Below are 11,559 nucleotides of genomic sequence, written 5' to 3' on the forward strand. Positions count from 1 at the left end.
ATTAAAGCAATGACTAAACAAACTGTAGTTGTAGCACTTGGCGGTAACGCCCTACTTCGCCGCGGCGAGCCATTAGAAGCTGAAGTTCAGCGCCAAAACATTGAGATTGCGGTTAAGACTATTTCTGAGATCGCGCAAGAGTACAACGTAGTACTTGTTCACGGTAACGGCCCACAAGTTGGCCTGCTTGCTCTACAAGGTTTGGAATACAAAAAAGTCGCTCCGTACCCACTCGATGTACTGGGCAGTGAAACTCAAGGCATGATCGGCTACATGCTGATGCAAGAGTTTAAAAACCAAATGCCTAACGTCAACGCGACTTGCATGTTGACTCAAATGACGGTTGACCCAAGCGATCCTGCATTCGTTGATCCGACTAAGCCTATCGGTCCAATTTACGAAGAAGCAGAAGCGCGTGAATTGGCAGAGAAGTACTGCTGGACAATCAAACCAGACGGCAAGCACTTCCGCCGCGTGGTACCAAGCCCACAACCGACTGGCATTATTGAACATGAAGCGATTACAGCTCTGATCGAACAAGGCCACTTGGTTATCTGTACTGGCGGTGGCGGTATTCCAGTCAAACGCGAAAACGGCAAATTAGTTGGTGTGGAAGCGGTTATCGATAAAGACATGTCTGCTGCATTCCTAGCAAAACAGCTAGACGCAGATGCGCTACTTATTCTGACTGACGCTGATGCGGTTTACCTAGATTGGGGCAAACCAACTCAACATGCTCTACGCAGCACCAACCCAAGTGAACTAGATAAGTACCAGTTTGATGCGGGCTCCATGGGGCCAAAAATCGAAGCGTCATGCGAGTTCATTAACCAAGGTGGCAAAGTGGTTGGTATTGGTTCGCTGGAAGATGGCTTACGTATTCTTCAAGGCACCGCGGGCACCAATATCACCAAAGGCTAACCGATTCGTTACTCCACAACTGGAGCGAGATTGAATAACCAGACCCTCGTTGAACTTAAGGTGTTCATATCTCGCTCCCCACTGTGGAAGCAAAAGTTATACAAACATTACTTATTTATGCGCTTTCTTACCTCTTTCCCTGCAACCAAGAGAGCGCAATCAAAACAAAGAAGGAAAACATCATGGCTTTTAACCTACGCAACCGTAACTTCCTAAAACTATTAGACTTTACTCCACGTGAAATTCAACACATGTTGGATCTATCTGCGGAACTAAAAAAAGCAAAATACAACGGCTATGAACAACCTCGCTTAAAAGGCAAAAACATTGCCCTAATCTTCGAGAAAACTTCTACTCGTACTCGTTGTGCATTTGAAGTTGCAGCATTTGACCAAGGCGCTCAAGTTTCTTACTTAGGCCCATCGGGTTCTCAAATCGGTCACAAAGAGTCAATGAAAGATACTGCTCGCGTTCTTGGTCGCATGTACGACGGCATCGAGTACCGCGGCTTTGGTCAAGAAATCGTTGAAGAGCTAGGCGCATACGCTGGTGTTCCTGTATGGAATGGCCTAACAGACGAGTTCCACCCAACGCAAATCCTAGCTGACTTCCTAACTATGATGGAACACGGCCGTGGTAAACAGCTACATGAAATGAAGTTCGCTTACCTAGGCGACGCTCGCAACAACATGGGTAACTCTCTAATGGTTGGTGCGGCGAAGATGGGTATGGACATCCGCCTAGTGGCTCCTAAAGCGTTCTGGCCAGAAGAAGAGCTAGTAGCGACTTGCCGCGAAATCGCTGAAGAAACTGGTGCAAAAATCACTCTGACTGAAGACGTACAAGAAGGCGTTCAAGGCTGTGATTACCTATACACAGACGTATGGGTATCTATGGGTGAAGCGAAAGAAGCATGGGCTGAGCGTATCAACCTAATGATGCCTTACCAAGTGAACATGGAAATGCTAAAAGCGACGGGTAACCCACATGTGAAATTCATGCACTGTCTACCTGCATTCCATGGTGAAGACACTACCGTTGGTAAGCAACTAGCGGCTGAGTACCCACAACTTAAAGATGGCGTAGAAGTAACAGATGAAGTTGTTGAGTCTAAACACTCTATCGTCTTCGATGAAGCAGAGAACCGTATGCACACTATCAAAGCAGTGATGGTAGCAACACTAGGCGACTAATATCACTCAAAGATATTAATCGCGAACACTCTATATCGCGGAAGTAATCCGTAGGTATCACGAGTGATTTGCAGGGAAATGCGGGTGGCGTTCAGAGGCTCTGAATAAAGCCCGCATTTTTTTTCATCCCGCCGACTATAAAAAAACTCACAATCACCCTCCAAGCAAGTTCTGCCAACGGCTGCGAAAAACCAATCAAAAACAGTCTATTTCGCATAAAAACCCAATTTCTGGATACTTTGCGCAAACGCTTGCGTCACGTAATTTTGTCCGTATAATCCTCCGCAATTTATAGGGTCTGTTGGCCTTTTGAGCTGATTTTTGCAGCTGTTAGTGAGCCCTTTATACAAGGCAGAGACTTTGAAATGTAGTTGCTCTACCTGATAAGCCGATAACGCAGTAGAAAGTGCTCACAAACGCTGCCCGAAGGGTTCGGCTAAAAGCGTTTCACTCTTTGTTGAGAGGTGTTTTGCTTAGATTACTAGGCTGCAAACCTCTCGCCGCGATTGAAACGCTTTTATCTCGAACAAAATTTAACCGCAAAAGGTCAACAGACCCTAACGGAGTACAAAATGAACCAGCAAAATACAACATATCGTTGTTACAAAACGCGCCCTGAATCAGGGACGTTAGCTGTTTTATTTTTGGTCTCCATCGATCCTTTATCAGCCTCCTATTGTTAGGGGGCTTTTTTTTGTCTGTCATCTATGAGGCGAGGAAATACAGCTATGGCGCATTCGTTATTTAACAAGCACATCATCTCCATCCCAGAGCTCAGCCGCAGCGAGCTTGAACTTATCGTCGATACTGCAGCACGCTTAAAAGCAGAGCCAAACCCAGAGCTACTAAAAAACAAAGTCGTGGCGAGTTGCTTCTTCGAGCCATCGACTCGTACCCGTTTGTCGTTTGAAACCGCCGTTGAACGTTTAGGCGGCAGCGTGATTGGCTTCGATAACGGGGGTAACACGTCTCTGGCTAAGAAAGGAGAAACCTTGGCTGACTCAGTGCAAGTCATTGCTTCATATGTTGATGCCTTTGTGATGCGCCATCCTCAAGAAGGCGCTGCGCGTTTAGCGTCTGAGTTCTCTAATGGTGTGCCAATCATTAACGGTGGCGACGGCGCAAACCAACACCCGACCCAGACTCTGCTCGACCTATTCTCTATCCACGAAACGCAAGGCACGCTTGATAACCTCAACGTGGCTTTCGTTGGTGACCTTAAATATGGCCGCACTGTGCACTCACTGACTCAAGCGCTAGCAAAATTCAGCAATGTACGTTTCTTCTTTATCGCACCGGATGCGCTGGCTATGCCTGACTACATCTGTGAAGAGTTAGAGGAAGCGGGTATCAAGTTCAGCATGCACAACAACATTGAAGAAGTGGTGCCTGAGCTCGACGTGCTTTACATGACGCGAGTGCAAAAAGAACGCTTTGACGAGTCAGAGTACGCGCACATGAAGTCTGCCTTCATCCTCACAGCGGCAACACTAGAAGGTGCGCGCGACAACTTAAAGGTGCTCCATCCACTACCACGCGTTGATGAGATCACCACAGATGTCGATAAGACCAAACACGCTTACTACTTCGAGCAAGCTGAAAACGGCGTTTATGCGCGTGAAGCTTTGCTAGCCCTAGTCTTGAACGAAACTCTTTAATCTGCAGGAGAACTATCATGGTAAAAGAAACCCAACTACAAGTAGAAGCGATTCGTAACGGCTCTGTCATTGACCATATTCCTGCAAACATCGGCATCAAAGTGCTAAAACTGTTCAAGATGCACAAGTCAAATGAACGTATTACGATTGGCTTAAATCTGCCTTCTTCAGCACTGGGAGCGAAAGACCTGATCAAGATTGAGAACATCTACTTGACCAAAGAGCAGGCTAACCAACTGGCACTTTACGCACCAAAAGCAACGGTAAATCAAATTGAAGAATACAAGGTAGTCAACAAACTAAACCTAGTACTTCCCGAGAGTATTGAAAGTGTATTTGAATGCCCGAACAGCAACTGTATCTCACACGGCGAACCGGTAGAAAGCCGCTTTAATGTGCAGCAAAAGAATGACAATGCGCAGCTAAAATGTCACTACTGTGAAAAAGTATTCTCGCGCGAAATCATGACAGAAGCGCGCTAAGCACTCAGCGCTTAATCTCACTCAATTTGTTGCAAAATCAAGCTGGATATTTATTCCTAAACAGGAATAAATATCCACTTCCTTTTAGAACATATCTCCAAAAAACATCCAATACAGCAGTTATTTATTTGGCGATCACCTTCACAAAGCCACATATACTTTGGTGGTATTATAATGCAAAAGAGATCAGTTTTATTCACAAGCGACTCAATCGCTACTCGCCGAACATGATCTCGCCTATATGAGTCACCAACCAGAAGTGACCGCTCAAATAGTACGGCACCTAGATGGAGTTAAGTGCTGATAGTTGCATGGACGAATCATCCCTACGTCATGTTTTTTAAGGAGTTCCCATGAGTGAAACTCTAAACCCAACCACTATTGACTACAGTGAAGACAAAACGCTAACCGCAGCATGCAAACGCCTGCTGCAGCAGCAAAGTTTTACCACTCAAAATGAGCTCCGTGAAGCCTTAGTAGATATTGGCTTTGAAGGTATCAGCCAATCTACCGTATCAAGATTGCTGTCTCAATTAGGTGTTGTGAAAGTCCAGAACGCGTGTGGCAAGAAGGTTTACTGCATCACAGTGGAAACCGCGCCCGTGCGAGTTGAGTCTTCTATCTCTTCGCAGATAGAGTTCATTACTCACAATCAGGCAATGGTGGTGGTCAAAACGCATCCGGGTAGCGCGCAACTTGTCGCTCGCCTGGTGGACATTGACCCACACACTGAAATTTTAGGTACCGTGGGAGGCAATGACACCGTACTCGTGATCCCGAAAGACACCGATAATATTGATGCTTGTGAGCGTGTTGTTCGTGCAAGGTTAGGGGTTGCCTGACTCGATCTGTTCTCCTCTTAGGGCACTATCTCTGGGAGGAGGTATCACGCAAAATTTAGATTAATTAAAGCAAGGTGAAACTTATTCCCCCTTTCCTCTGTCTGATTGAGTTAAAATGATCAAAATTTAACTTAAGTGACTCTTGTATGCGCTTCGCGTTTTCTCTTATCCTACTGTGCTTATCTGTCGTTTCAGCACCGGCTTTGGCGGTTTTTGGTAAGTCAGACTCTGCACCAAGTTTTGGCACTGGTAATAATACTTTCGTCCCTGTCGACCAAGCATTCCCATTCAACTCCTTCCAACAAGGAAATCGCCTTTTCCTCGATTGGCAAGTCAAACAAGATTACTACCTTTATCAACATCGCATTTCCGTAAGCGGTGAGAATGTCACACTGGGTGATATCAAAATGCAAGATGGCGAACCTTATAAAGATGAATTCTTTGGTGAGGTCAATATCTACACCACGCCGCTGTTTGTCGAAGTTCCGCTCGCAAACTACCAAGATGGTGCGCGTTTGATTGTTCAGTACCAAGGCTGTGCCAAAGCGGGTTTCTGTTACCCACCAGAGACGCGAGTCATTGACGTCACCAGTTTCGACTTCCAAGATTCCAACACGGTTATTTCAGCGAAACAAACGTCAACCTCTTCGAGCGTAAAGACAAGCACAACACCTGTTTCAAGCGAATCTAATCTTGCCTCTAAACTAAGTGATAATTGGTGGACACCACTGCTATTTCTAGCCTTAGGGGTTGGTCTTGCCTTTACACCATGTGTGCTGCCAATGTACCCGATTTTAACCAGTATCGTACTAGGTAGCGGCAAGCTGAGCCACAGCCGAGCCCTTGGTTTGGCCTTTATCTATGTGCAAGGCATGGCTCTGACTTATACCTTGCTAGGTCTGGTTGTTGCGTCAGCGGGCATGCAATTCCAAGCGGCCATGCAGCACCCTTATGTCTTGATTGGCTTAAGTGCACTATTTGTCGCACTCGCTCTATCGATGTTTGGCCTCTACAGCCTGCAATTACCTAGTAGCATTCAGACGTGGTTGAACAACTTAAGTAATAAACAAAAAGGCGGGAGTTCACTTGGCGTATTTGCCATGGGTGCGATCTCTGGATTGGTTTGCTCCCCTTGCACCACCGCCCCACTCTCTGGTGCGCTTCTGTACGTTGCGCAAAGTGGCGATCTACTCACCGGGGGGATTGCTCTCTATGCACTCGCACTTGGTATGGGGATTCCGCTAATGCTAGTGGCAGTGTTTGGCAATAAGCTACTGCCAAAAGCAGGGGGATGGATGGATCGCGTCAAGACTCTGTTCGGATTTGTTTTACTTGCCGCTCCTATTTTCTTGCTTGAACGCATTTTGCCGACAAGCTGGGCGACCGGGCTATGGTCAGCACTTGGGCTAGTCGCATTTGGTTGGCTGTATCATGTGAAAAACTCATTGCCCTTCGGTGGTTGGAAGCAAAGTGTGGTGGGCATCGTTGCCGTACTTGGTCTATTTGCCTCTGCTCAGCCAGCATTGAATTACTACTTTGGCAAAAACACCAGCAGCAGCGAAGTGAAACAGAGTCAAATAGAGTTTGTTCGTATCACTAACGTCGATGAACTCAATACACAGCTAGCCAATGCAAAGGCAGAGGGGAAAGCTGTGATGTTAGATTTCTATGCCGACTGGTGTGTAGCATGTAAAGAGTTCGAGAAGTACACCTTCCACCAGCCTGATGTTGAATCTCGGCTGAAAAACTTCGTGTTGCTGCAAGCAGATGTAACGCGCAATCAGCCACAAGATATCACGCTCTTGAAAGAGATGAGCGTACTAGGGCTACCAACCATTGAGTTTTGGGATGCAAAAGGAGAGCCTGTTTCAAATGCACGTATTACCGGTTTTATGAACGCAGAGACCTTCTTAAAGCATTTGGACACCCATAACCTATAAGCTTTTCAAACAGCGCCAGTGATTAACTGGCGCTCTAGTATCCAACGATTAAGTCAATTTAGGCGCACCACCAATACCAGCCAAAGTGGGCATTTGTTTGCTTTGATTGGTATCTATATGCAATATCTCTAATAAAACCCGATACAGTTCAGACTTTTAGCGGATAAACATTGTCCACAATCGCAAAGATGACAATAATTCTATTAACCAAACCGTCATAAGTAGTTAACGTCATGGATTCGACCTACACCATTATCATTGCGGATGATCACCCGCTATTTCGCAATGCTCTGTTCCAATCAGTGCACATGGCGGTGAGTGGCGCGAACCTGCTCGAAGCCGACTCACTCGATGCCCTTCTTACACTACTTGCCAAAGAAGACGAACCAGACCTTCTTCTGCTCGACTTAAAGATGCCTGGCGCAAACGGCATGTCGGGCTTAATTCAACTGCGTGCCGAATACCCAGATCTACCGATTGTGGTCGTTTCAGCCAGTGAAGAACCGAGTGTGGTCACTCAAGTTAAGAGCCATGGCGCATTTGGTTTCATTCCTAAATCAAGCGATATGCGAGAGCTTGTTAGTGCGCTTAATCAGGTGCTTAACGGTGAACCTTTCTTTCCTGAGGGCTCGATTACCAACAATGCAGCTTGTAATGATTTAGCTGAGAAAATTGCCACTTTAACTCCACAACAATATAAAGTCTTAGGAATGTTATCTGATGGTTTGCTAAATAAGCAGATTGCTTATGAGTTAAATGTTTCAGAAGCAACGATTAAGGCACATATGACGGCAATATTTCGCAAGTTAGGCGTAAAAAATCGCACTCAAGCAGTAATTTTACTTCAACAACTAGAATCAGAAACTTAACTCACCAGTTTCTGACACAAATATTCCTAGAAGTTTGCTACAATCGTGGCATCAGGCAACAATCTGATTTACCCCTCTGTTCAACAAACTCTGGGAGTACTTCTCTTGCTCAGCATCTTAATCACTCAATTCGTCGTCCTTTGGGCGGTCATCGACCCTATTGGTTCGGTGCCTGTTTATCTATCTCAAACTCAGCATCTCACCGCTAAACAACGCCGTTTAGTCGCATTAAAGGCAGTAGCAATTGCAACTGGTGTACTACTGTTTTTCCTTGTTGCCGGCCAGTTACTGCTAGAGGCAATGCAGATTCCTCTGCCAGCGTTTCAGGCCGCTGGGGGCTTAGTGCTACTACTGTTCGCCCTAACTATGATTTTTGGTGAATCAAAACCTGAACAAGAAACCAAGCTTTCTGAAGAGGTTAACCACTCAGATCTGGCTGATTTGGCCGTCTACCCACTTGCGATGCCTTCTATCGCTTCACCGGGTGCAATGATGGCGATTGTAATGCTGACGGACAATCACAGGTACGCGATTGTCGATCAGGGGATTACAGCTGCTGTCATGGTGACGGTTTTACTCATCACTCTATTGTTGCTGCTAGGTGCGACACATATTCAAAAATGGATAGGTAATGTCGGCGCAGCCATTATCAGCCGAGTAATGGGGCTGATCCTTGCAGCCGTAGCCGTGAATAACCTTCTGATGGGGATCAAAGATTTCTACGTCGGATAACGAAAATCAATAAAACTAACAATAGAACGTTAGACTTTAGGCTAATTTAACACTGAATTAACATCACAAAAATCTATCGATTATCCTTAAGCGCCTTATTTATAGGCGCTTTTTGTTTTCCCCACCGCGACTAAAGTTGAAAAGAGTTCTTGCCCCACCCTTGCTAATGTAGATATTGAAACATTTTATTAACAACAAACACGTAAGGAGACGGCAATGGCATTTGAAAGTCAGGATAAAGCCAAAGCCTACTGGGATAAGAACGTAAAACTGATGATTAGCCTTATGGTTATTTGGTTTGTCGTTTCTTTTGGCTGCGGCATTTTATTTGTAGATGAACTCAATCAATTTCAACTAGGCGGGTACAAGCTTGGTTTCTGGTTTGCTCAACAAGGCTCAATCTATGCCTTCCTGGGTATTATTTTCTACTACGCGTGGAAAATGCGCCAAATCGACCGTGAATTCGGCGTAGATGAGTAAGGAGTAACTCAGATGGATTTGAAAACTATCACTTACCTCGTTGTTGGTGCGACCTTTATCCTTTACATCGGTATCGCGATTTGGGCACGTGCTGGGTCAACTAAAGAGTTTTATGTTGCAGGCGGTGGTGTAAACCCAATCGCCAACGGTATGGCAACCGCAGCCGACTGGATGTCAGCCGCATCATTTATCTCTATGGCAGGTCTGATTGCCTTTATGGGTTACGGCGGCAGCGTATTCCTAATGGGTTGGACTGGCGGTTATGTACTTCTCGCACTATTACTTGCACCTTACCTACGTAAGTTCGGCAAGTTTACTGTACCAGAGTTCGTAGGTGAGCGTTTCTACTCAAACGCAGCGCGTATCGTAGCAGTTGTCTGTCTTATCATCGCATCGGTCACTTATGTAATCGGTCAGATGAAAGGCGTCGGTGTTGCGTTCGGTCGTTTCCTCGAAGTTGATTACTCAACTGGTCTTCTGATCGGTATGTGTATCGTATTCATGTACGCAGTAATGGGCGGCATGAAAGGGATCACGTATACGCAGATTGCTCAATATTGCGTACTCATTTTAGCTTACACTATTCCTGCAATCTTTATCTCTCTGCAACTGACTGGTCACCCTCTTCCTCAGATTGGTCTAGGTAGTACTATCCAAGGCACCGATGTCTATCTGCTTGATAGGCTCGATCAGGTGGTCACCGAACTCGGCTTTAGTGAATACACCACCCAAGTCCGTGGCGATACCCTCAACATGTTTGTTTACACTATGTCGCTGATGATCGGTACTGCGGGCCTACCTCATGTAATCATCCGTTTCTTCACTGTACCGAAAGTGCGTGATGCGCGTACTTCAGCAGGTTGGGCACTTGTCTTCATCGCTATCCTATACACAACTGCACCAGCAGTATCGGCGATGGCTCGTCTAAACCTAATGGATACCGTAAATCCAGCACCAGGTCAGCACCTTGCATATGATGAGCGTCCTGACTGGTTCAAAAACTGGGAGAAAACAGGCCTGTTAGGCTTTGATGATAAGAACGGCGATGGCTTGATTGAATACACGTCAAACCCAGCGACTAACGAACTGAAAGTTGACCGTGACATCATGGTACTGGCTAACCCTGAGATTGCTAAGCTACCAAACTGGGTAATTGCACTGGTTGCAGCCGGTGGTCTGGCAGCGGCGCTATCAACCGCAGCAGGTCTATTGCTCGCGATATCCTCCGCAATATCCCATGACTTAATCAAAGGCGTAATAAATCCAAATATTTCCGAGAAGAAAGAGCTGCTCGCCAGTCGGATTTCCATGGCGGTAGCAATAGCGGTGGCAGGTTACCTTGGCCTTAACCCGCCAGGTTTTGCGGCAGGTACGGTAGCACTGGCCTTTGGTCTCGCCGCCTCCTCTATCTTCCCTGCATTGATGATGGGTATCTTCAGTAAAGGCATCAACAAGGAAGGCGCAATCGCAGGTATGATTGCAGGTATCAGTATCACCCTATTCTACGTATTCCAGCACAAAGGCATCCTATTTGTTGCTGACTGGAAATACCTAGAGAGCTGGGGCAGCAACTGGTTCCTCGGCATAGAACCAAATGCATTTGGTGCAATTGGCGCGCTGTTTAACTTCGCCGTAGCGTTCGCAGTATCGAAAGTAACAGCTGAAACGCCACAAGAAGTCAAAGATTTGGTTGAACACGTACGTGTACCAGCAGGCGCTGGCGGTGCAGTAGACCATTAAAATTAAACCTAAACCACAAAAGCCCCGATTGGGGCTTTTTTATTAGCCTAACTTACTCTAATAATTAGGATCTCTGAGCTTTTTTGCAAAGACATCATGCCATTGATTAGATGTTCAGAGATTACGCAGAAAAATGAACAAGTAACTGATGGAACTAGTATTTTATGTTCAAAAATAAGCACTTTCTAATCGCATTACTGATCGCCCCAATACTTTCTCTGATTGCCTATTTCGGGACAGATATGGCACTGAGTGAGAAACCTCATGCCGCAAAGGAAGGCGAGACATACAAGCTAGCCGCTAAGTCAAACTGTCGTTACACCAGCGGGCTGTGTGACATGACCAATGGTGACTTTAAAGTGCAGTTCCGTTCTGAAAAACTAACGGCGAACGGCTTAGACTTATCATTAAAAGCCGCTTTTCCTCTAGAGGGTGTAAAGCTCTCGATTGTCGATAGCCAAGAGCAAAGCGCGCAACCTTTAGCGATGCAACCAATCGACAGTAGCGGTCAGCACTGGGCAATTTCTTTGGCTAAACCAGCATCGGCAGAAAGCTGGCTACGAGTGGCGATTCAATCTGAAGGCACGCTGTACTACGGTGAAACCCAAACTGCCTTTGTCAAATACGAGACATTGTTTACGGAATAGCGAGAAGCGAGAAGCGAGAAGCGAGAAGCGAGAAGCGAGAAGCGAGAAGCGAGAA

At 46.1% G+C, this 11,559-nt stretch carries 11 protein-coding genes; all 11 read left to right on the forward strand.

Annotated features, from left to right (window positions below; translation table 11 throughout):
* Positions 1–9: 9 nt before the first annotated feature.
* The 11 genes from arcC to APB76_RS10640 all read left to right on the forward strand — a co-directional run bounded on the left by arcC (position 10) and on the right by APB76_RS10640 (position 11,504).
* Positions 10–921 carry a carbamate kinase gene (arcC, locus tag APB76_RS10590; protein ID WP_049844240.1) on the forward strand — a complete coding sequence of 304 codons (912 nt, stop codon included), beginning with the start codon at positions 10–12 and terminating at the stop codon, positions 919–921.
* 182 nt (positions 922–1,103) lie between these two features.
* Positions 1,104–2,114, forward strand: a complete 1,011-nt coding sequence (locus tag APB76_RS10595; RefSeq protein ID WP_004742778.1) for an ornithine carbamoyltransferase — start codon at positions 1,104–1,106, stop codon at positions 2,112–2,114.
* Between the two features lie 728 nt (positions 2,115–2,842).
* Entirely contained in the window at positions 2,843–3,772 is a 930-nt protein-coding gene (gene pyrB / locus APB76_RS10600; RefSeq protein ID WP_049844238.1) for an aspartate carbamoyltransferase, read from the forward strand.
* 17 nt (positions 3,773–3,789) lie between these two features.
* On the forward strand, positions 3,790–4,254 hold the full coding sequence (gene pyrI / locus APB76_RS10605; RefSeq protein WP_054962892.1) for an aspartate carbamoyltransferase regulatory subunit: 465 nt from the start codon (positions 3,790–3,792) through the stop codon (positions 4,252–4,254).
* Between the two features lie 353 nt (positions 4,255–4,607).
* Entirely contained in the window at positions 4,608–5,096 is a 489-nt protein-coding gene (locus tag APB76_RS10610) for an arginine repressor (protein ID WP_049844236.1), read from the forward strand.
* Positions 5,097–5,242: 146 nt separating this feature from the next.
* The gene (locus tag APB76_RS10615; protein ID WP_049844235.1) at positions 5,243–7,036 is read left to right on the forward strand and encodes a protein-disulfide reductase DsbD; all 1,794 of its coding nucleotides are present in this window, start codon (positions 5,243–5,245) and stop codon (positions 7,034–7,036) included.
* A gap of 233 nt (positions 7,037–7,269) precedes the next feature.
* A complete protein-coding gene (locus APB76_RS10620) occupies positions 7,270–7,905 on the forward strand; it encodes a response regulator transcription factor (protein ID WP_004742965.1) in 636 nt (211 codons plus the stop codon).
* A 105-nt stretch (positions 7,906–8,010) separates the two neighbouring features.
* Positions 8,011–8,637, forward strand: coding sequence for a MarC family protein (locus tag APB76_RS10625; RefSeq protein WP_054962891.1), 627 nt, complete (start codon positions 8,011–8,013; stop codon positions 8,635–8,637).
* Positions 8,638–8,853: 216 nt separating this feature from the next.
* Positions 8,854–9,117 (forward strand): DUF4212 domain-containing protein, encoded by a 264-nt coding sequence (locus tag APB76_RS10630; protein WP_004742963.1) that lies wholly within the window; start codon positions 8,854–8,856, stop codon positions 9,115–9,117.
* Positions 9,118–9,129: 12 nt separating this feature from the next.
* A complete protein-coding gene (locus APB76_RS10635) occupies positions 9,130–10,857 on the forward strand; it encodes a sodium:solute symporter family protein (protein WP_049844233.1) in 1,728 nt (575 codons plus the stop codon).
* Between the two features lie 164 nt (positions 10,858–11,021).
* On the forward strand, positions 11,022–11,504 hold the full coding sequence (locus APB76_RS10640; protein ID WP_049844232.1) for a hypothetical protein: 483 nt from the start codon (positions 11,022–11,024) through the stop codon (positions 11,502–11,504).
* Positions 11,505–11,559: the final 55 nt, after the last annotated feature.

The sequence above is a fragment of the Vibrio bivalvicida genome, from assembly GCF_001399455.2.
Taxonomy (GTDB): Bacteria; Pseudomonadota; Gammaproteobacteria; order Enterobacterales; family Vibrionaceae; genus Vibrio; species Vibrio bivalvicida.

Bases quoted from the DNA above. Each gene is read 5' to 3' on its own strand.
- APB76_RS10635 (WP_049844233.1), top strand. From the start codon at position 9,130: ATGGATTTGAAAACTATCACTTACCTCGTTGTTGGTGCGACCTTTATC.
- APB76_RS10595 (WP_004742778.1), top strand. From the start codon at position 1,104: ATGGCTTTTAACCTACGCAACCGTAACTTCCTAAAACTATTAGACTTT.
- APB76_RS10640 (WP_049844232.1), top strand. From the start codon at position 11,022: ATGTTCAAAAATAAGCACTTTCTAATCGCATTACTGATCGCCCCAATA.
- APB76_RS10630 (WP_004742963.1), top strand. From the start codon at position 8,854: ATGGCATTTGAAAGTCAGGATAAAGCCAAAGCCTACTGGGATAAGAAC.
- APB76_RS10610 (WP_049844236.1), top strand. From the start codon at position 4,608: ATGAGTGAAACTCTAAACCCAACCACTATTGACTACAGTGAAGACAAA.
- pyrI (WP_054962892.1), top strand. From the start codon at position 3,790: ATGGTAAAAGAAACCCAACTACAAGTAGAAGCGATTCGTAACGGCTCT.
- APB76_RS10620 (WP_004742965.1), top strand. From the start codon at position 7,270: ATGGATTCGACCTACACCATTATCATTGCGGATGATCACCCGCTATTT.
- APB76_RS10615 (WP_049844235.1), top strand. From the start codon at position 5,243: ATGCGCTTCGCGTTTTCTCTTATCCTACTGTGCTTATCTGTCGTTTCA.
- arcC (WP_049844240.1), top strand. From the start codon at position 10: ATGACTAAACAAACTGTAGTTGTAGCACTTGGCGGTAACGCCCTACTT.
- pyrB (WP_049844238.1), top strand. From the start codon at position 2,843: ATGGCGCATTCGTTATTTAACAAGCACATCATCTCCATCCCAGAGCTC.